Source organism: Lysinibacillus sp. GW823-FHT02G10 (genome assembly GCF_058797135.1).
Genome location: NZ_JBXAJI010000001.1, coordinates 1,023,566 through 1,044,356, shown reverse-complemented (window position 1 = coordinate 1,044,356; position 20,791 = coordinate 1,023,566). Strand labels below are relative to the sequence as shown.

General features: G+C 39.4%; 21 protein-coding genes. 6 read left to right on the top strand and 15 right to left on the bottom strand.

Annotated features, from left to right (window positions below):
• Positions 1–12: 12 nt before the first annotated feature.
• From ureC to AC1RFD_RS05440, 11 genes are all read right to left on the bottom strand, one after another.
• Positions 13–1,728 (bottom strand): urease subunit alpha, encoded by a 1,716-nt coding sequence (gene ureC, locus AC1RFD_RS05490; protein WP_036080661.1) that lies wholly within the window; start codon positions 1,726–1,728, stop codon positions 13–15.
• Positions 1,725–2,093, bottom strand: a complete 369-nt coding sequence (locus AC1RFD_RS05485; RefSeq protein ID WP_237900676.1) for an urease subunit beta — start codon at positions 2,091–2,093, stop codon at positions 1,725–1,727. The genes ureC and AC1RFD_RS05485 overlap by 4 nt, the downstream gene beginning before the upstream one ends.
• Before the next feature lie 15 nt (positions 2,094–2,108).
• Positions 2,109–2,411: an urease subunit gamma gene (gene ureA, locus AC1RFD_RS05480; RefSeq protein ID WP_036080666.1), complete on the bottom strand. Its 303-nt coding sequence runs from the start codon at positions 2,409–2,411 to the stop codon at positions 2,109–2,111.
• A 468-nt stretch (positions 2,412–2,879) separates the two neighbouring features.
• On the bottom strand, positions 2,880–4,124 hold the full coding sequence (locus AC1RFD_RS05475; protein WP_048394485.1) for a methyl-accepting chemotaxis protein: 1,245 nt from the start codon (positions 4,122–4,124) through the stop codon (positions 2,880–2,882).
• Between the two features lie 159 nt (positions 4,125–4,283).
• Positions 4,284–5,702 carry an aspartate ammonia-lyase gene (gene aspA / locus AC1RFD_RS05470; RefSeq protein WP_004230240.1) on the bottom strand — a complete coding sequence of 473 codons (1,419 nt, stop codon included), beginning with the start codon at positions 5,700–5,702 and terminating at the stop codon, positions 4,284–4,286.
• Between the two features lie 155 nt (positions 5,703–5,857).
• Complete coding sequence (locus AC1RFD_RS05465) at positions 5,858–6,487, bottom strand: NAD(P)-dependent oxidoreductase (RefSeq protein ID WP_492474581.1); 630 nt, start codon at positions 6,485–6,487, stop codon at positions 5,858–5,860.
• Between the two features lie 70 nt (positions 6,488–6,557).
• Positions 6,558–6,971 carry an Rrf2 family transcriptional regulator gene (locus AC1RFD_RS05460; protein ID WP_048394490.1) on the bottom strand — a complete coding sequence of 138 codons (414 nt, stop codon included), beginning with the start codon at positions 6,969–6,971 and terminating at the stop codon, positions 6,558–6,560.
• A 105-nt stretch (positions 6,972–7,076) separates the two neighbouring features.
• A complete protein-coding gene (locus tag AC1RFD_RS05455; protein ID WP_036080672.1) occupies positions 7,077–7,283 on the bottom strand; it encodes a hypothetical protein in 207 nt (68 codons plus the stop codon).
• A gap of 45 nt (positions 7,284–7,328) precedes the next feature.
• Positions 7,329–7,514: a hypothetical protein gene (locus tag AC1RFD_RS05450; protein ID WP_103118057.1), complete on the bottom strand. Its 186-nt coding sequence runs from the start codon at positions 7,512–7,514 to the stop codon at positions 7,329–7,331.
• Between the two features lie 184 nt (positions 7,515–7,698).
• Positions 7,699–8,676: a thymidylate synthase gene (locus AC1RFD_RS05445; protein ID WP_279494871.1), complete on the bottom strand. Its 978-nt coding sequence runs from the start codon at positions 8,674–8,676 to the stop codon at positions 7,699–7,701.
• Between the two features lie 47 nt (positions 8,677–8,723).
• Positions 8,724–9,632, bottom strand: coding sequence for a hypothetical protein (locus tag AC1RFD_RS05440; RefSeq protein ID WP_054549258.1), 909 nt, complete (start codon positions 9,630–9,632; stop codon positions 8,724–8,726).
• Positions 9,633–9,822: 190 nt separating this feature from the next.
• Between AC1RFD_RS05440 and AC1RFD_RS05435 the strand changes: the two genes are divergently transcribed.
• From AC1RFD_RS05435 to AC1RFD_RS05425, 3 genes are all read left to right on the top strand, one after another.
• Positions 9,823–12,015, top strand: a complete 2,193-nt coding sequence (locus AC1RFD_RS05435; protein WP_288580973.1) for an ATP-binding protein — start codon at positions 9,823–9,825, stop codon at positions 12,013–12,015.
• Positions 11,990–12,616 carry a response regulator transcription factor gene (locus AC1RFD_RS05430; protein ID WP_048394499.1) on the top strand — a complete coding sequence of 209 codons (627 nt, stop codon included), beginning with the start codon at positions 11,990–11,992 and terminating at the stop codon, positions 12,614–12,616. The genes AC1RFD_RS05435 and AC1RFD_RS05430 overlap by 26 nt, the downstream gene beginning before the upstream one ends.
• 229 nt (positions 12,617–12,845) lie before the next feature.
• Positions 12,846–13,046 (top strand): cold-shock protein, encoded by a 201-nt coding sequence (locus AC1RFD_RS05425; RefSeq protein ID WP_004230248.1) that lies wholly within the window; start codon positions 12,846–12,848, stop codon positions 13,044–13,046.
• Positions 13,047–13,176: 130 nt separating this feature from the next.
• Here AC1RFD_RS05425 and AC1RFD_RS05420 read toward each other — a convergent pair whose 3' ends face one another.
• Positions 13,177–14,475, bottom strand: a complete 1,299-nt coding sequence (locus tag AC1RFD_RS05420; protein ID WP_048394501.1) for a hypothetical protein — start codon at positions 14,473–14,475, stop codon at positions 13,177–13,179.
• Between the two features lie 150 nt (positions 14,476–14,625).
• Here AC1RFD_RS05420 and AC1RFD_RS05415 point away from each other — a divergent pair, with 150 nt between their 5' ends.
• Positions 14,626–16,155: an AbgT family transporter gene (locus AC1RFD_RS05415; RefSeq protein WP_048394502.1), complete on the top strand. Its 1,530-nt coding sequence runs from the start codon at positions 14,626–14,628 to the stop codon at positions 16,153–16,155.
• 13 nt (positions 16,156–16,168) lie between these two features.
• Positions 16,169–17,359 carry an amidohydrolase gene (locus tag AC1RFD_RS05410; RefSeq protein ID WP_048394504.1) on the top strand — a complete coding sequence of 397 codons (1,191 nt, stop codon included), beginning with the start codon at positions 16,169–16,171 and terminating at the stop codon, positions 17,357–17,359.
• A gap of 250 nt (positions 17,360–17,609) precedes the next feature.
• Here AC1RFD_RS05410 and ccsB read toward each other — a convergent pair whose 3' ends face one another.
• Complete coding sequence (ccsB, locus tag AC1RFD_RS05405; RefSeq protein ID WP_416141670.1) at positions 17,610–18,779, bottom strand: c-type cytochrome biogenesis protein CcsB; 1,170 nt, start codon at positions 18,777–18,779, stop codon at positions 17,610–17,612.
• Positions 18,780–19,123: 344 nt separating this feature from the next.
• Between ccsB and AC1RFD_RS05400 the strand changes: the two genes are divergently transcribed.
• Positions 19,124–19,861 carry a class I SAM-dependent methyltransferase gene (locus AC1RFD_RS05400; RefSeq protein WP_066036846.1) on the top strand — a complete coding sequence of 246 codons (738 nt, stop codon included), beginning with the start codon at positions 19,124–19,126 and terminating at the stop codon, positions 19,859–19,861.
• Between the two features lie 14 nt (positions 19,862–19,875).
• Here the strand turns inward: AC1RFD_RS05400 and AC1RFD_RS05395 are convergent, their stop codons facing one another.
• Complete coding sequence (locus AC1RFD_RS05395; protein ID WP_054549263.1) at positions 19,876–20,310, bottom strand: GNAT family N-acetyltransferase; 435 nt, start codon at positions 20,308–20,310, stop codon at positions 19,876–19,878.
• Positions 20,307–20,789 (bottom strand): GNAT family N-acetyltransferase, encoded by a 483-nt coding sequence (locus tag AC1RFD_RS05390; RefSeq protein ID WP_420282325.1) that lies wholly within the window; start codon positions 20,787–20,789, stop codon positions 20,307–20,309. Before AC1RFD_RS05390 ends, AC1RFD_RS05395 begins: the two co-directional genes overlap by 4 nt.
• Positions 20,790–20,791: the final 2 nt, after the last annotated feature.

Below are 20,791 nucleotides of genomic sequence, written 5' to 3'. Positions count from 1 at the left end.
CATATCATGTGCTTAGAATAAGAAATAGCGTTGTGCCATTGGAAGTACATCCACTGGCTCACATGTTGCTAGCTCCCCATCAATTTTCACTTCATAGGTTTCTGGATTAACATCAATCTGCGGAGTGGCATTATTAAGCTTCATGTCAGCTTTACGAATATTTCGGCAATTTGAAACCGTGCCAATCATTCGTTTTAGGCCTAATTTTTCTGGCAAGCCTTCTTCCACAGCAATTTTCGGTAAAAATGTCATGCCGCAATGCTGTGGCCCTTGACCGTAGAAGCCATATGTTCGACGGCCTTTCATTGGCTGTGGTGTAGGAATGGAAGCATTTGGATCACCTGTTATGCCATACACAGCAATACCAGCCTTAATGACAACTTCCGCCTTCACCCCAAAGAACGCTGGGTCCCATAAGACAATATCCGCTAATTTACCTTCTTCCAGCGAGCCTACTTCATGGCTTATGCCATGGGCAATAGCTGGGTTAATATTTAGTTTTGCTATATAACGCTTAACGCGATAATTATCGTGATCCTTGCCTTCATCCTGTGGTAATGGACCACGCTGTTTTTTCATTTTGTCTGCTGTTTGGAACGTTCGGATTGTGACCTCACCAACACGTCCCATCGCTTGTGAATCGGAAGACATGATGCTCAAAATCCCTAAATCCTGCATAATATCTTCTGCTGCAATAGTTTCTGGGCGTATGCGTGAATCTGCAAATGCCACATCCTCTGGTACATCATGCTTTAGATGGTGACAAACCATCAGCATATCTAAATGCTCATCAATCGTGTTTGTCGTAAACGGTTTCGTAGGATTCGTCGATGCTGGCAAAATATTAGGTAAGGAAGCCATCACTAATTGGTCTGGAGCATGACCGCCACCCGCACCTTCCGTATGGAAAATATGAATGACACGGCCATCAATCGCATTGATTGTATCTTCTACAAACCCTGCTTCATTCAATGTATCGGAGTGGAGGGCAACTTGAATATCATATTCATCTGCCACCGATAGACTTTGATCGAGTGCAGCTGGTGTGGCACCCCAGTCCTCATGTATTTTCAACCCGATCGCACCTGCACGAACCTGCTCGATAATAGGCGCAGGATCAGATGCACTACCCTTTCCAAGCAAACCAACATTGATGGGGAATCCCTCTACAGCCTGTAGCATGCGATGCAGATGCCATTCACCAGCCGTTAAGCTTGTCGCTTTTGAGCCTGCTGCTGGACCTGTTCCACCGCCTATAAATGTCGTTGTCCCTGCTAATAATGCTGTTTCCACCTGATCAGGGCTGATGAAATGGATATGCGTGTCGATTGCTCCTGCTGTTGCAATAAGCCCTTCGCCTGCATAAACCTCTGTTCCCACACCTATGATCATATCCTGATCCACACCATCCATACTGTTCGGATTGCCTGCTTTCCCTATACCGATAATGCGACCATCTTTGATACCGATATCTGCTTTTACAATCCCTGTATAGTCGATAATCATGACATTGGTAATAACTGTATCCAGCACACCTTCATTACGTGTATTTTTACCATTTTGCCCCATTGAGACACGTAGTGATTTACCACCACCAAAGACCCCCTCATCACCGTATGAAGTATAGTCCTTCTCAATTTCAATCCATAAATCCGTATCGGCTAAACGGACTTTATCACCCACAGTGGGACCAAACATTTTTGCGTAAGCTTCATGTGTTACCTTCATTTTTCTTCCGCTCCTTTAAAGCCACCTTCAATTGCCTTGTCCAAAATTTCGTCCTTATGGTGGGTAGAGCCCTCTGTTAGCATATTTAAGCCAAAGACATGTTGTTTACCACCAAATTCGACAAGTTCCACCTCTTTTTCTTCCCCAGGTTCAAATCGCACGGCTGTACCTGATGGAATATTGAGATGCATACCAATCGCATCTTGTCGATTAAAAGCTAGAAATCTATTGACTTCAATAAAATGAAAATGGGAACCTACTTGTATCGGGCGGTCACCTGTGTTCGCCACCAATACCTTCTTCGTCGCTCGACCCACATTGATCTCAATCTCTCCGCTTTTCGGTCGAATTTCTCCAGGAATCATTCACAAACACTCCTTTTACTGAATTGGACGGTGAACTGTGACCAGTTTCGTCCCATCTGGGAATGTACATTCAACCTGCACATCTGAAATCATGTCCCCGACACCTTCCATCACATCTTCCGCTGTCAGTACATGCTTGGCATCACTCATAAGCTGTGCTACCGTTTTACCATCTCGAGCACCTTCCATAATAAAACTGCTAATTAGAGCGACAGCTTCTGGATAATTCAGCTTTAAGCCCCGAGCTTTTCTTTTCAGCGCAAGTTCTCCTGCCACATGGAGGAGTAATTTTTCTTGTTCAACTGGTGATAGCTTCAATCCAATCTCTCTCTTTCTTTTATTCAGAATTATCTTTCAATAATATTTTTTCGAGGCATGACTTCCTTTCAATTTTTTGTAATGGTTTTACGATTCAGTTTTAGTTACATTTAGTTGTTGTCTTACAAATTATAATTTCGCAAGGGATATGCGAAGAGAAATAGAAATGACTTGTTGACCCGGCGAGTGCGGGTTGCAATAGTTGAAGTGAGTAATAGAGGTAACAGCTAGTCCATTATAAGAAACTCGATTAGAAAATTCAACATTTTTATTTATCTGTTAATTTACAAGTTTACGAAATAAATAATAAAAAAAGAGGCATATTTTACAGAAAATTGGTCGTCTGTAAAAAAGCCTCTTCTCGAATGTGTGACAGGAAGATAAAAATTATACTAAAAAACTTATAAAATTATTAATATGTGATAGTTATTTCAGGGCTAAAAAATCTTGAAAATATCAATTTCTTACCTAGACATGAAATTGATTTGTTAACTTTTGTAAGTTATCCGCTTGGACACTTAAATCCTGTGTGACATGATTAACTGCTTGCATTGAGGCTGTTTGCTCATCCATTGAATGTAAAACAGCTTCTGTATAATTCGATAGCTTGCCCATGCCAGCTGCGATGGTTGTCACAGTGGATGCCACTTCATTGGCGCTACTTGAAAGCTGCTCAGCTGTCGTCGAAATATCCTCTAGCTGACTTGTCATCTGACTAACATGCTGTGAAATTGTGCCAAATGATTTTGTCGCTTCGTCAATGACATACACTCCTTGTTGAACATTTTTCAAATCATCTTCTACTGATGAAGCTACTTGTTTTGTATCACTTTCTATTCCTACAACTAAATCCACAATTTGCGTAGCAGAGTGCTTTGATTGTTCTGCTAATTGACGCACTTCTTCAGCTACAACGGCGAAGCCTTTACCATGCTCCCCAGCGCGCGCTGCTTCTATGGCCGCATTTAATGCTAGTAGATTTGTTTGATCTGTAATGGTAGTAATCATATCTGTCATTGATTTAATATCTGACATTTTAAGGGATAATTGCTGCATCAATCCACTTGTTTTTTCTGTTGAAGATGAAATAAATTGCATTTGCTCTTTTGCCACATGTAAAATATTTGCACCATTTCCTGCTATCTCGCTAGCATCTTTCGCATGCACAAACACATCTTGTGTGGCTACTGTAATTCGCTCAATGCCATCAACGGTTTCTTGCATAGATTTAGCACTATCATTAGCCGATTGTGCTGCTTGCTTCAAGCCCTCTGACGTCTTCTCCATTTGTTGATCTACTTCTTCCACAGCAAGCGTAATTTCATTCGTACTCGCAGATAATTCCTCGATGCTTGCTGATAAATCTGTAGAGCTGTGCGCAATTTTTTGTGTCATTGTTCGTAATTGTTCCTGCATCTCTAAAAAGGATTGTGCTAGTTGAGAAATTTCACCATTATCACGAACCTCAATGACAACGGTATCTAATTGACCTGCCGTAATTCCTTGTGCAGCCTCTGTGATTTGTTTGATAGGCTGTATCACTTTGTAGTGAACATACACTGTGTAAGATAGTGTAATAGCAATGCCTACAATCGTTAACACGGTAGAAAACCAATCTAATGTCGTTACATTGGCTAAATCGATAAATAAAATAACGATCATTAAAACATTTAAAACGGAAAAGCCAAGTAAACTCTTTTTTCGTAAACTCATTACAAATTCCCCCAACTAAAATATGTCTTCCATACCATTATTATAGTTGAATAATCCTAAAATACATAAGGATACGCTCTATTTTATATGAGAAAAGGTCTACAAAAAAAGACTATAGACAGCCTTTTAGGGCATGTCTACAGTCCATCATTGCTCGTTTTATTTTAATTTCATGATACTAGAACCCGCAATACCTGGGTGTGTCATTTCATATGGATCTAAAATCAAGTCTAATTGTTCTTTTGTTAGGACGCCTTCTTCAATGCAAAGCTCACGAATTGAACGACCTGTTAAAATAGCTTCACGTGCTAGACGAGCAGCTACTTCATAACCGATGTGAGGGTTAACTGCTGTTAGCACGCCTACACTTTTTTCTACATATTCTTTCATGCGCTCTTCATTTGCTTCAATATCTTTTAAGCAGTTTTCTGTAAACGCACGGAATACATTATTCATAATGCTAATCGATTGGATTAGGTTGAACACTAATACAGGCTCCATTACGTTTAATTCTAATTGACCAGCTTCCGATGCTAGAGAAATTGTATGGTCATTCCCAATTACTTGGAAGGCTACTTGATTCAGCACCTCAGGCATAACTGGGTTAACTTTACCTGGCATAATTGAAGAACCTGGTTGACGAGCTGGTAACAGGATTTCTCCTAAGCCTGCGCGAGGACCAGAAGCCATTAAACGCAAGTCATTAGCAATTTTAGACATATTAATCATACAGATTTTTAAAGCGCCTGATACTTCTGTGTAGGCATCTGTATTTTGTGTTGCATCCACTAAATGCGTTGCACCTTTTAATGGTAAACCAGAAATTTCAGCAAGATGCTCATCAACAGATTTAATGTAGTCTGGGAAGGCATTTAAGCCTGTTCCGACAGCCGTTGCACCCATGTTCACATCATATAAATTCGGACGAGTTTGACGAATGCGTACGATGTCACGGTTGATCACGCGGCAATAAGCTTCAAACTCTTGTCCTAAGCGGATTGGCACGGCATCCTGTAAATGCGTACGTCCCATTTTAATGACATGAGCAAATTGCTCTGCTTTTTGATGGAAAACGGATTGCATATAATCCATCGTTACTAATAATTCATCTATTAAATTTAACACAGCGATATGAATAGCTGTTGGGAAAGCATCATTTGTTGATTGTGACATATTGACATGACTGTTTGGGCTTACTGTGTGATAGTCACCTTTTTCTTTCCCTAAAATTTCTAGGGCACGGTTAGCGATGACTTCATTGGCATTCATATTGATGGATGTACCTGCACCACCTTGAATTGGGTCTACAATAAATTCAGCATCCCATTTGCCATCAATCACTTCTTGCGCTGCTTCGACAATTGCCTCACCAATTTCTTTTGATAATAGGTGTACTTCCATATTACTTAATGCAGCTGCCTTCTTCACAATCCCCATTGCTTTAATAAGTGAAGAGTGAATTGTGTAGCCTGTAATTGGGAAGTTTTCCGTAGCACGTAGTGTTTGAATTCCGTAATACGCCTCTGCTGGTAATACGCGCTCACCTAAAAAATCTTTTTCTATTCTTTGTGTTGACATTATTGTCGTCTCCTTTTATGTAATACTCACACTTGATAGTAGCTAATAAAAGTCGTATTGTAAACAGTCATTTTTCTGTAAACGAAAAAAATCCTTCAAAAAAGCAAAAAAATCACAAAAAACCGAGCGCATTTCCTACGCTCGGTTGCATTTTATTATTTATTTGACGTTACTGTGAAACGGCTATTAACGTGCTGTGGGTTTTCTAATTCATCGACGACAGCCACTGCGTAATCGGCATAGCTGACATAGCTTTCCCCCGTCTCATTTACTAATAAGTGGTCGACTCCTGCTGTATAGTGACCTGTACGTGGTCCTTCTGGATCGAAAAATGCAGATGGACTAATAAATGTCCAAGTAATGGATGATTGTTGTAAATCCTGTAGGTTTTGTCCTTGATTTTGCGCTGTTGCTAAATAAATGGCTGGGAAATCTGGTGTATCCATCACACGCACTTTTTTCTCTGGGTCCACAAATAGACTGCCCGCTCCCCCTACAACCACTAATTTTGTAGGAATACCTTGGAAAATCGAGATTAAATGACGACCAGCTTTGACATGTAAATCTTCTTGTCCAGCTGGAGCACCGAATGCATTGACAACGACATCGAAGCCTTTTACATCATCTTGCGTCACATCAAACACATCTTTTTCAATTACTGGAATAGCAGCTGTCACTTTTGCAGCTGAACGAACGATGGCTGTAACCTCATGACCACGTTGTACCGCTTCCTCTACTATTTTTTGTCCAGCTTTTCCTGTTGCACCAATTACGGCAATTTTCATGATTTATTCCTCCTAAGGTTTAGTTGTAACCATTTTAGTTACAGGTTAGATACAAGAAGACCATCTCCGTCTAAGTACGAAGCTGATCTAGAACATCCTGTAGCGTCTGTGCTTGTAATTGCTCTTCCATTGCCAGCCACACAGATGTATAGACACCCTCCAATGTATGCTTGATTTTTTGACCTACTGCACACGCTGGATTTGGCTCATCATGAATGGCAAATAGCTGCTCTGGCCCATCAATTGCCTGATAAATCGCTAGCAGTGTTAAATCCTTTGGCTCTACTAATAGCTCATAGCCAGCCATGCCAGAATGAGAAGAAAGTAAGCCTGCTTTTTTTAGCACACCAATCATTCTTCTTACGACTACTGGATTGGTATTCACACTTCCAGCTATAAAATCGGACGTAAGGAGACTTTTATCAGAGGTTGTAGCAATGAGCGAAAGAATATGGATCGCCACCGAAAATCGACTGTTCACCATATGTATCACCACCTGTTGTAACTATTATAGTTACAGGTGTACAAAAAAGTCAAGCACTGTCACCTGTATATATTGTTCCCCGTTAAGCTGTTGCTAATGTATCGCTTATATTTTTTTTACGTAAATGACTAATTCCTGTCGTATTTGACCGTTGTCCTCATAAAAATCTAAATTATGAAATTCATATTTAAAGTGACCTACAGGAAATGTCACACTTTCTCCTTGCGCTGCTGCCAAAATGCCTGCTACATCTTGTGACACCATATGTAGCAGCTCTTCCCCAGAATAAGAATCGATAAAAATAACGTTCATAAAAAAACACCTCCATAGCCATTATAGCTTAGGAGGCGCTTACATTTATAGTGTATCTTTATAACCTTTCAAACGAATCTCTTCGATGATTTGCATCATTTCTTGAATTTGCTGCTGCGACAATTCGATCTTGTTACAAGAATATGCATGTTGCACAGAACCCATGCTTTGTTCTGGCTTGCTTTGCTGTCGATCATATTCATCTACTAGAAGTACCATTGTATTTTTCACAACTATCACCCCTACAATATAATGGACTATTCCCATTATACCAAATAATGCTAATTATACCATAATAACTATAATTAATTTCTTTTCATCCAGTCATCCAACTACTTGCCTATTTCGTAAAACAAATAGTTAGACCTAGATCTTTGTTTGAAAAAAACAGCAACCCAAATGGCTGCTGTTAGCATTATACGGCAATTGGTGCTTTAATCGCAGGATGTGGATCATATCCTTCAATCGATAAATCCTCAAGCTCTATATCAAAGATGGATGCTTTATTTGGATTGATGTGCAATGTTGGTAGGTTTCTTGGCTCACGTGATAGCTGCTCTTTCACTTGCTCCACATGGTTTGCATAAATATGTGCATCCCCAATGCTATGAATAAATTCGCCAACCTCTAGGCCACACTCATGTGCAACCAAATGTGTTAATAAGGCGTAAGACGCAATATTGAATGGACAGCCTAATAATGTATCAAGGCTTCTTTGCATTAACTGGCAGCTTAATTTACCATTTGCTACATAAAATTGGAACATCACATGGCACGGTGGTAATGCAGCTTTACTGCCCTTTGCGCCCGCATTAATGACATCCTCAGGATTCCATGCATTGACAATGATACGGCGTGAATCAGGTTGATGCTTAATCTGATGAATGACATCCTGTAGCTGATCAAGGCTATCGCCATCAGAGGTTGTCCAATGGCGCCATTGTTTGCCATAGACATTTCCGAGATCTCCATATTGCTGTGCAAAGTCATCATCTGTTAAGACACGTTCACAAAATGAGGCAAGTTCTTTTTGATACAATGCGTTAAATGACTCGTCTACTAAACAGCGTCGACCAAAATCTGTCATATCAGGACCTTTATACTCATCAGATTCCACCCATTTTTTAAATGCCCATTCATCCCAGATGTGGTTATTATGCTGCAATAGGTAACGGATATTGGTATCTCCTTTAATGAACCATAATAATTCACTTGCTACAAGCTTAAAGGGCACACGCTTTGTCGTTAGAAGAGGAAAACCTTTGCTTAAATCAAAACGCATTTGATACCCAAAGACACTGTATGTACCTGTCCCCGTTCGATCCTCTTTCTTTGTGCCATTTTCTAATATATGTTGTAGTAAATTTAAGTACGCGAATTCTGGATGCGTCATTTTTCTTCAACAGCTCCTTCAAGTTTGCTGTTGATCATTATACCATTTCACAACGAATTATTGTTGAGCTCCCTTGAAATTTCACTCTCTGTTGTGACAAAAAAAGTGGGCAGCAAGATGATATTTAATAAAACAGGTCCAACAATCACTAATAAATCAATGCCAGGACTAAAGTATAATCCAAATGCTGTAATCAGACCCGATAATACAAGGAACACGATTTGTGCGACAATGATCAAAATCGGCACCAATTGATACAGGTAATTGAGTTTACGGAACTGATGCATATTGTCTGGGTTTTTAATGATTTTCCTTTTTAACCGTCTGGATAAAATAAGACAAGCAAGCAGTTGGATAGCCATAAAGCAAAAATAAATGACACTGTATAAAAGCAACTGACTTTTTTGAATGGTGCCATCAAAATGGCCCACTCTTTGGTTTAATAACTCTTGGACTGCTCCCTCATAGACATATTCACGTTCACTTAAAAAAGTAAAGGGCTCCATAAAGCCAAGCGCTGTCCAATCCTTTGTATTGACAGTCCACTTGGATAATTTACTTGCTAAAATACGCAATTGAATAGGATCTTGCTCGCCAAACATCCCTACTAGATGACGATAGGGAATGGCTACTTTTAGCTGACCACCCTGCTTTTCTTGAAATAAATCCTGAATATAAAAGGTATAGGCAACATCGGATTTATTGGCCTCATAACGAGTCTCACCAATTTTCCAATGATTAGCTAAGGAAGCTTGAATGCCATTTTTCATTTCTGTATAGGGCATATCCTTATGTAAATGCTTCGGAATCTTATAGACAAAATGATGATCACTACCTATGAGACCAATTTCTACCTCGACTTTATCCTGATTCACCGTTTTGGCCTTCGTGGTCAATGGAATGGTGATCATAGCGATGAGAAAAAAAAGTAAAAGTGTTAAAATGCCTTTTTTCACGCAGAAGTCCCCCTATTCGTCACTAATGATTAAATTTACCCTATCATAGCCATGTCCGAAAACACTATTTCGTTATTCCGAAAAAACAATAGTGGTTTTCCGAAACTCGTTATTTCGGTATTCCAAATTTATCAATAATTAGCGATAATATATAGGAGATTATGATCATAAGCAAATAAGAGGTTTTACAATGAAAAAATGTACTTATTGTATTTTTCTTACATACTTAATACTCGGTATTTATGTGTTAGGTATTACCATCAAAACACCCTTTGTGAGTCTCACTCTCGATACGACAAACGGTCAGCCTGTTTTTGTGGATAGCTATTACCCTCTATGGGCAGAGCAAAAAAATATTGAAAAAGGGGATATTATTGTGGCTATCGATGGGCAGCCTGCCATGGAGAATCGCTACGTTCAACAGCAAATGATCGTTAGAAGCGCCAATGCATTAACAATCCAAAAGGCTGATAAGAGTATTCAAACCATTGCTGTCAAACATCGAGACATGCCAGAAGAATTATATTTGCAAATTTTGTTCCCTATCTTTTATTTTTTCCTAGCTTTTGGTGTCGCACTTTATGTTTGGCGACGCAATCAAAATAATCTTTCAACGTTTTTATTGATCCTATTTTTATTAACTTGTTCGACCGCCTATATCAGTACTGGCGCATCAGCTAGAGGAAATATGATTGGGATGTTTGTCATTAGTAGCTGTATTATTTTATGCATGGTTCTCTTTATTCACTTTTTACAACACTTTTTCAAATACCTACAAATTAAGTGGACCTACCCTCACAGCAAATGGCTGTACTTATTAATACTGTTCATCCCTGGCTTTTATCTAATGGAGGAAGTTGAGCCATCATTACGTGAGTTCACACCTATATTGAACCTAAGTTTATTTGCTGTCCTGGTAGTCTATGCAATTTTTATTTTAGTAACGAGTTATTTACGTACTAAATTGGCCAAAATTCGTTTAATTGCGCTTGCCTTTATCGTGCCGTTTTTACCCTTTTTATTATTCTTCGTTACACCTGAAATATTAGGACATAAGCCGATATTACACGCTGAAATCGCCGCATTATTTTTATTATTTATTCCGTTCTCTTTTCTGTTCATTCAGGTGAACGAACGATTATTCGATATTGAATACCAATTATCACGATTACGCTATTATTCAACGCTAGCCTTTTTCAGTGCGCTTCTGTTGACAGCAGGGATTGCCCTGTTATTCATGGGGGAGCTATCCATCGTCCATGTCACAAGTATTTTTTTACTTGTCTTTATGGTGATCATTGCAAGCTTTTATATAAAAGAACGCATTGATTTTAAGTATCGAAAAATTATCTTCTCTTCTACTGGAAATTATGTACATAATTTATATGCAGCCGTTCAGCGTATGGGCAAAGCAAAAAACCAACAAGAATTATTGGATCGTTTTAAATATGAAATCACCGAGAAGCTTGGAACCACAGCGTTTCATATCCGGACAATAACAGACGATTCTCCACAGCATGTAAGTTACTATCCGCATTTACTGTTACATGATGCTGGTGAGGAAAAGATTATGTTAGAAATACGCCATGCTCTGCAAAAGGAAGAGCTGCTTTGGTTAGAATTGCTTGCACTGTATGTGTCCATGTTTATCAATAACTTACAGCAAATTGAGGATTTAGTGCGTGAAATTCAGCATATAAAAAATACCAGCGATACACCGCTTCCTTGGCTCGATAAATTGCTATGGAATATTATTGAGAAGGAAAAGAGTATTTTAGCACAGGAATTACATGATACCATTTTGCAGGAGCAGCTTCATTTAGCCAGAGAGCTTGATGTCCTAGCTGGCTCCCCTACTATTCAGAAGGAGACCGTGCTAGCTATACGCGAGCAGCTATTGAATGCAACGAAGGACTTACGAGAATATTGCGAGAACTTAAGTCCCCCACTATTGGATACCTTTGGTTTACAAATGGCATTAAAAAAACTCATTCAAAAGGTAAAAATAAGGGCTGATTTTTTATTAAGCGCCCAAATTGATCGTGTAGAATTTCAGGATGTCACCCTGCATCTCGTAGTCTATCGTCTTGTTCAGGAGCTGTTAAATAATGCAATCAAGCATGCCGAAGCAACAGAGGTTTCGCTTCAATTACAAGCAATCCCTCAAGGCTTTATCCTTCGATACGATGATAATGGTATAGGCTGCGACATTGACGATTTAATACAGTCCTCTGCATCAATGGGCATTAATGGCATTCGCGAACGTGTCCGTGCTTTTAATGGTGACATTACCATTCAATCGAGCCTTAACGAGGGCATGCATATTTATATACAAATACAAGAGGACGGGGATTCATATGATGAACATACTTATTATAGATGACCATCCTGTCGTTTTAGATGGTACGAAAACATTGTTGCAGGATTTAGCCAATGTTCAAATCGAAACAGAACAGGATTGCGCAGCCGTTTTATCAAGAATGGATACAGCTACCTTTCAGTTGTTTCTCATTGATATCAATATGAAGCCAATCAACGGCATTCAACTATCAGAGATGATTAAGAAAAAACAAGCAGATGCATTGATTATTCTTTACACAGGCTACGAACTTTCCGATTATTATGAGCTATTGATTGAGAAAAAAATTGACGGTCTATTATCAAAGCTAGCGACAAAGGAGCAAGTGATCCAAACCATTCAAGCAGCCATAAGAGGTGAGATTTTACTAGCAGCCGATTTCTTAGACTTTGTTCAGCAACGCACCAACCTGCCGAATGTGCAGCAGGAGGTTCTACTGAGCGATAAGGAACAGGAAATACTACAGCTCGTTGCCCAAGGCTGTACAAATAAAGCCATCGCCTCTGCAATTGGTGTCACCCAGCGCACGGTGGAGAACTATTTATCGAAGCTATTCGTCAAGCTAAATGTAGAATCGCGGGCAGAGGCGGTCATTGTTGCGAAGGAAAAAGCATGGATTAAATAATGAGGAAATAGCGTTTCTTTACTATTAGATTACAAATGTAAATTTTTCCTTACTAAAAACGGAATTTACTGGATATACAAACAATTCTGTACTATAATAAGGGTAATAATTACATTACTTCATTGCTATGATTAAAAACACGTATTCAAAAGTAATACGAGCTTTTGAATACGTTTTTTATATGTGATAGAAGCAATTGATTGTTGAATTTTTTTGGGAGGGTGTTTACATGACACAAGGTACAGTAAAATGGTTTAACGCAGAAAAAGGTTTTGGCTTCATCGCAGTTGAAGGTGGCAATGATGTATTCGTACATTTCTCAGCTATCCAATCTGATGGCTTCAAAACTTTAGAAGAGGGCCAAAAAGTTGAATTCGGCGTAGAAGAAGGCAGCCGTGGACCTCAAGCAACGAATGTAGTGAAACTATAATCTTCACTTAACATAGACGTGCATATAAAAAGAGACATTCGTAAATGGATGTCTCTTTTTCCTGTGTCAGGATTTATTCATCCTATCAACTTGCACAGGTAGCCCCACCGTATGAACCATTCCATCCTGACTAATATAAATGAATTTGATAATACTTTTTTGGGCGTCCACGCGTGGTGGACGTGTTGCTTGGTAATTCGTGTGCTAAATTTTTCTCATGGAGCTGCTTTAAAATGCGGTTTGCAGAGCGTACCGTAATGCCAAGATGTGTACTGAGCAGTTCTCCACTGACGATCGTTGTCGTTAGTTTTTCCAGCATCGCTTCTATTTTTTGTAATTGTAATAAGGGAATATCATATGTCGTACTTAAATTTTTTAGATGCTGTTGTTTTTCATCGTCAAACTGTAGCATCGTTCCATATAGTAAAGGCCCGATTTCTCGCGAATTTTCAATAATGTATCCCTGTGTTTCCTTTGAAGAGCAGAGGGTTGCGGCTTTTTTAGCAAACTCCTGACTTTCAATTAGAGAGTCACCAATTCCCCACCCTATTCTAACAGGAAACGATAGCTTCTCATTTAAAAAATCAACTAAATGACAATGTGAATAACGATTCGTTGTACTTAAAAATTGCTTATACGTCGTGATAATGGCAATAAACGATGCCTCACGATGTACGATAAATGAGCTAGCATACAGTTGTTTGAAATCTAATATAGTTTTATATAAGGCAATTTGCCGATATTCTAGGTCTTCTATATTCGATTTATCGATCGGAATTAAAATATGCACTACCACTACTTTATTTTGGTTAAGCTGTCGAATTCGCAGTTGATTGAGAAAATGATCTAATGTTAATTGCATGGCATATTGAGACGGGTAAAAAGCGATAAATGGTATATTTTGATCAGCTAAGCGCTCACGTATTTCTGCAATGCGGGTAAAGCTCAAATCAACCTTGTTTTCCTTATGCAATTGTAGATGCCATTCAGCAGCTTTATCGACAATATCGCTACTTGCGTACTCGCTCATCGTTTGGCTAAAAAGATAAGGTTTTTTTCCTATCGACCATTCATGAATGCCCAAATAGCCGTTTTCCTCATAGCAAAAGTCGATGGCAATGCGATTCATAGCAATCTTTTTCTCATAAAAAAGCTCCGTAACGGTACGGTAAAAATCACGCTCTGAAATATCAAAATAATGCATAGGTACCGTTGCTTCTTGAAAATGCGTTTGAGCATAAAAATATGGAATTTGTCCGCTAAAAAGCGCTCCATCTCCCCCCTCCAAATACTTTTCTAAAAGCTCATTCAAATGTTCAAAATCAGTATAAGCATAGTAATGAAATTCACAAAAAGAGGGTTTAATTTTTTCAAGCTGTTGAACCCATGAAAGTGAGCGTTTTGCGGTAAAAACATTAATTTTATACATACATATAGCTCCTTAATAAAAAATAAATATTGAAAATAGTCAGAAAATATGGTTTCTTTGTATAAAGGACATAGATTTTCAATGTCTTAAAATAGAGACATTGGATTCTTAAAGGTTAAGTCTAATAAAGTATAAAAGGAGATGAAATTTATGCAAGGGAATTCACAAACAATTAAGAAAAAATCTTGGATTGACAATATGTTAGATAAAATCGAGCGTGCAGGTAATAAGCTACCGGACCCTATCACGTTATTTATTATTCTAGCAGGTATAGTACTAGTTTTATCATGGGTTTTATCCATGCTCGGTATTTCAGCAGTTCAACCTGGGACCGAAGATGTCATTCAAGTAAAAAATCTGCTAAGTCAAGAAGGACTTATCTTAATTTTAACGCAGATGGTTTCAACATTTACAGGTTTCGCTCCATTAGGGCTAGTAATCGTGACCATGATTGGTATTGGTTTAGCTGAGCAAACAGGCTTAATTTCAGCTGTCATGAAGAAAATTGTGATGTCAGCACCTACAAAATTAATTGTACCTTTTATCATATTTACAGGTTTAGTTGGTAACTTAGCGGCTGACGCGGCATTTATCATTTTACCACCAATTGCAGCCATGATTTTTATGAGTATTGGTCGAAATCCATTAGCAGGCTTAATTATTACATATGCAGCTGTAGCTGGGGGCTTCAGTGCGAACATATTAATTAGCTCTCTAGATGTATTATTATTAGGGATTACAGAATCAGCAGCACAAATAGCAGACCCCGCGTACACTGGTCGTGCAACGATGAACTACTATTTCTTAATTGCTTCGACGTTTTTATTAGTCATTATTGGTACATGGGTTGCAAAGAAGTTTACAGAGCCTCGCTTTGGTTCGTTCCATGGTGAAATTGAAAAGCTAGAGCCATTGACAGCTTTAGAGAAGAGAGGATTAAAGTGGGCTGGAATCGTAACGCTAGTTTATATTTTAGTCATTGCTTTTACAGTCATACCTTCGAACGGTCTTTTACGAGATCCTGCCACAGGTGGCTTTTTAAACTCACCTTTCATGGCAGGCATTGTACCTATCATGTTATTCTTCTTCCTATTACCTGGGCTTGCCTATGGGATAGCAGCGAAGGAGGTTAAAAACGATAAGGAAGTTGCAGAGAAAATTTTTAAATCCATTGCAGATATGGCGCCATTTATTGTATTAGCATTTGCCGCTTCACAAATGATTGCCTTTTTCAACTGGAGCAATATTGGTTCTATTTTAGCCATTAAAGGTGCAGAGCTTTTACAAGCATTGAATTTTACAGGTTTACCAATGATGATAGGATTTGTTTTAATTTGTGCCTTTGTCAACCTATTAATCGCCAGTGCTTCTGCAAAATGGGCTTTACTTGCACCAATTTTCGTACCAATGTTCTTATACTTAGGCTATTCCCCAGCGGTTACGCAGATGGCCTATCGTGTAGGGGATTCGATTACAAATCCAATTACCCCTATGTTACCGTATTTCGCGATTTTACTATCATTTGCAAAGCGCTATGATAAAAATATCGGTATAGGCACGCTTATATCTTCTTTATTGCCGTTCTCGGTGTTTTTCGCAATCGGTTGGATTATCCTCTTCGCCATTTGGTTCCTACTAGGTTTACCGCTTGGCCCTGGAGATTATATTTACTTAAAATAAGGAGTGTTAGAGAATGACAACATTACAACAACAGTTAGCAGATTTATTAAAACATTATGAAGAAGAGACAATACAGCTTCGTCGTCATTTCCATGAAAATCCTGAGCTTTCCTTTGAGGAAGTTGAAACGCCAAAAACCATTGCTGCCTTTCATCGTGCATTAGGTCATGAGGTTCGTGAAGGTGTAGGTGGCAATGGAGTTGTGGCAAAGCTAGTTGGTGGAAAACCAGGGAAAACAGTAGCGTTACGAGCAGACTTTGATGCTTTAGCCATTACGGAAGAAACCGGCTTACCTTTCCAATCGAAAATTAAAGGGCGTATGCATGCTTGTGGCCATGATGGACACACAGCTTCCCTCTTAATCTTAGCGAAGGCGTTTAATCAAATGAAGGATGATTTAGAAGGAACAATCGTCTTTATTCATCAACATGCTGAGGAACTTGCGCCAGGTGGAGCTATTTCGATGATTAGAGATGGCTGCTTAGAAGGTGTAGATGTTATTTTTGGGACACATTTATGGGCACCCACTGATCTTGGCAAAGTGCAAACAGCTAAAGGACCATTAATGGCTGCAGCAGATGGTATTTATATAACGATAAAAGGCAAGGGCGGCCATGGTTCAAACCCAAGTGACACCAAGGACTCCATTGTCCTTGCAGCTCAGTTTATTACAAATTTACAGCAGCTTGTGGCACGTCGCATCAACCCATTACGTCCAGCAGTAGTATCAATTGGCCATATTGAGGCATTAAATCCATTCAACGTCATTGCTGATCAAGTGTACATGAAGGGTACGGTGCGCACTTTCCACGAGGAGGAGCGTAGTTTGTTAGAGCATGAAATCGAAGAGCTTTTAAAGGCAACTTGTTATTTAACAAAAGCTGATTACGAGTATGAGTATGTGCGAGGCTATCCGCCTGTTGTGAACCATGATGCAGAGACTGAGCATATAATGGCGTCCGCAGAGAAAATTGCAGATGTTGAGACTGTTGAAATAGTTGATCCCAATATGGGCGGTGAGGACTTTGCCTATTTCTTAGAGGAAATCCCCGGCGCGTTTTTCTTCACAGGGGCGAAAAACCCTGATTGGGAGGAAGTCTATCCACACCATCATCCGAAATTCGATATCGACGAGCGCTCATTACGAATTGCCGCCAACGTTTTAGGTCAAGCAACGCTAGACTATTTCGCAAAAAATAATTAATAAAAAGCATTACGAAGTGCTACATGCATTTCGTAATGCTTTTTTCGGTTGAATATTTTAATAAGAAGAAAAGGATGGTCAAAGCTAAGAGGTTCTCTCACTAGTTGGAGCAGTTACCTAACTAGTTTGAGCGCTTTCTTTTCACTTTGGAGCGATTACCTGACTAGCTTGGGCGCTCTCTCCTCACTTTAGAGCGGGCTCCTCCTCACTCAGTCAGGATTACTTAGGAGTCAAGACCCCCTACCTCTAACTAGGCATAGGAATGTAAGCCGGCAATGACTAGATTGACAAATACTTGGTTGAACACAATAATGCCGAAGCCGATGATGGCCAACCAGGCTGTTTTTTCTCCTTCCCAGCCTTTGGATAAGCGAAAATGGAGGAAGGCTGCGTAGAATAAAAAGGTAATTAATGCCCACACCTCTTTCGGGTCCCAGCCCCAATAGCGACTCCAGGCAATTTGCGCCCAAATCATGGCGAATAGCAGGCCACCTAATGCAAATAATGGGAAGCCGATAACAACTGCGCGATAGGAAATCTCATCCATTAATTGTGGCTGTACGCGGCTTGTCCATGGCTTTAATAAGGCACTCACTGATTTTCTTGTGATGAATCGAATGACACCATATAAAATAGTACCCACGATAAATGCCCAGACAATCGAGTTTAATTTCTTGGCATCTATTTTATTTGTGATTTCGACACCACCGATTGCTTCACCCTTCTCGGTGACGGCTCCTTTACTGACAATCAGGGGCATCATGGAGTAAGTGGCTTTTTCTTGCTGTCCCTGTGCATTATCGAATTGTACCTGCACCTCTTCTGTGGCAAGACTGAAAAACGTCGCTACGCCAATAAAGCCAATGACAACCACCAAACAATACAACACAAACTCAAGCCCGTATGTACTGATAGATTTTTTGGAAACATCCAGCGTTCTTAATAAGTAAATTAAACCTGTAGCAAAGGATACAGATAAAATGGCACTAGAAAAGGCCACAGTCATGACATGAATTGTTAACCAGTGACTTTGTAATGATGGAACAAGCGGCGATACTTCCTTCGCGAAAACGCTTCCATAACCAAGGATGATTAAGGATACAGGAATCGTGAATAAGCCTACCACGATTTGCTTATATAAGAAATGGATAATTAAGTAACTTCCTGTAAGCATGATGCCAAAGAACGTCATAAATTCATACATATTACTGACAGGTGCATGGTCAACCGCCACCCATCTGACAACAAAGTACACGAGCTGTAGGGCAAAGGCTATATAAGTGAGCAATAGTCCTAGCTTACCGAATGTTTTTCTCTTTGATTTGACTGCTAGCCCTAATGGCACAATAGCAATGAGTAGTAGAATAAAGGCAATAAATAAGGCATTGCTACTAATGGATAATAAACTTTCTTGATTCAATAGAATCCCTCCAACGTCTCTTTTTCGGAATATGCTTCCAAATAGTAAGAACGTTATAGCGTGTAAGAAGTGCCATGTTTTCCCTTTAAATATTTTTATTTTTTCAAATTGTTACATTTTTATGACATGGAAATGGGGATGTGCTTGGTAGGATCAATCATTATGTAGAGGGAACGATAAAATGTCCCATTAAATGGAAGATAACTGTATCAAAAAAATGGTATGCCTCTATCTACATCTTACAAAAAATTGTAATAAAAGTCTATTTCTTTTTCTATCTACATGGGACAATAATGATGCGCACAAATAACATAACGTTATGTTTCATAAACTGGAGGCTTTTAATGAAACAAAATATTTATGATAATCCGATATTTTTTCATCACTACAAGACATTGAGACAAAAAGCATCTAATTATAACCGTCTTTTGGAGCAGCCCACGATGAAGGCTTTACTTCCACCGTTGACAAATTTACAGGTACTCGATATTGGCTGTGGTATGGGGGATTTCGCCAAGTATTGTATCGACCATCAAGCCAAGCACGTAACCGCATTAGATGTTTCGAGCAATATGCTGTCCGTCGCTAAACAGGAGCATGCCCACTCACAAATTGACTATCAGCTACAGGCAATAGAGGATTATGAGGCTCCTTCGGCTAGTTTTGATTGTATAACCAGCTCCCTATCTCTTCATTATGTCAAAGATTTCGATGCGGTCATTGGTCAAATTGCTCACATGCTACGTCCTAACGGTGTATTTATTTTCTCTGTAGAGCATCCTATTGCTACAGCTCGTCATACAACAGATGATAATTGGGTATATGATGACAATCATCAACGTCTGCACTATGCTGTGGATCATTACCAGGAAGAAGGCTTGCGTGAGCAAACATGGTTGGTGGATGGTGTTGTCAAATATCATCGCACTATAGCGACACTGGTCAATACATTGATTACCCATGGGTTAACCATTGATAAAATCGTAGAACCAATTCCAAGCACAGCAGCCATTCAACAGCTTCCTTCTATTGAAAAGGAGCTACGCAGACCATCCTTTTTATTCATCAAAGCAAAAAAATAAACGAAAGCCTCACCCTATGTTTGTGGTGAGGCTTGTTTCATATAAATAATTTCCGGGTCTCCCTCATCCAAGTTGTCGATAAAACCGCTTTTGACAAAGCCTAGGTTATGAAAAAGCTGGTGCATACGCCTATTGGACTGATTTGTAGAGGAGAAAACCTTTGCTGTTTTAGCCATTTGGATATAAGCGGTCATTAAGGCAGATGCGATCCCCTTTCTGCGCTCGGACGGCTTGACAATGACTAAGGAAATAAAGCTATAGCCAAAAAAGTCATTGCTAAATAGCAAAAACCCCCCAATGGTATCGGCGGATTGGTATAGCAAACAGCGTTTCTCTTTGATAGCTTGCTGAATTTCTTCCGCTCTGGATGAATCTCCAATTACTTCTTGATCGATTGTACAAAGTGCTTGTAAATGCTCCATTCTTGCTTCAATTATATGATGGCTCAATTTTCAACCTCCTTCATATAGTAGCTCATCACCTTTAGCTCATTTCGAAGTCCCATCGCCTGTCTGCCTTCATCGACAAAGCCACATCGCTTATAAAGTTCTTGAGCAGCTCTATTTGGTACATTGACCCCGAGCACCAGCTCATTGATGGATGGGAAATGCTTGCGAACAAAGTCAGGCAATAATTGGAGTGCTGTCTTGGCATAGCCTTTGCCCTGCTCATAAAAATCAGTGGAAAAGGAACGGATTAATAGCGCCTGTTCGTTGGAGGAGTAAGGCGTCACCCCCTCTTTTTCATGTAAGACAAAGAACGTGACTAGCTTGTTACCGTCCATTGCTAAAATGGCATGCCGACTATTATCCTGCTTAGCAAGTGCAATGCTTTCTTTTGGAGACTTTGTATAGCGTAGCTGCTCTTCTGTTAGGGTGTATTGTTCTACTAAATTTTGTGCTTTGTCCTCATAGAACATGAGCTGCATAG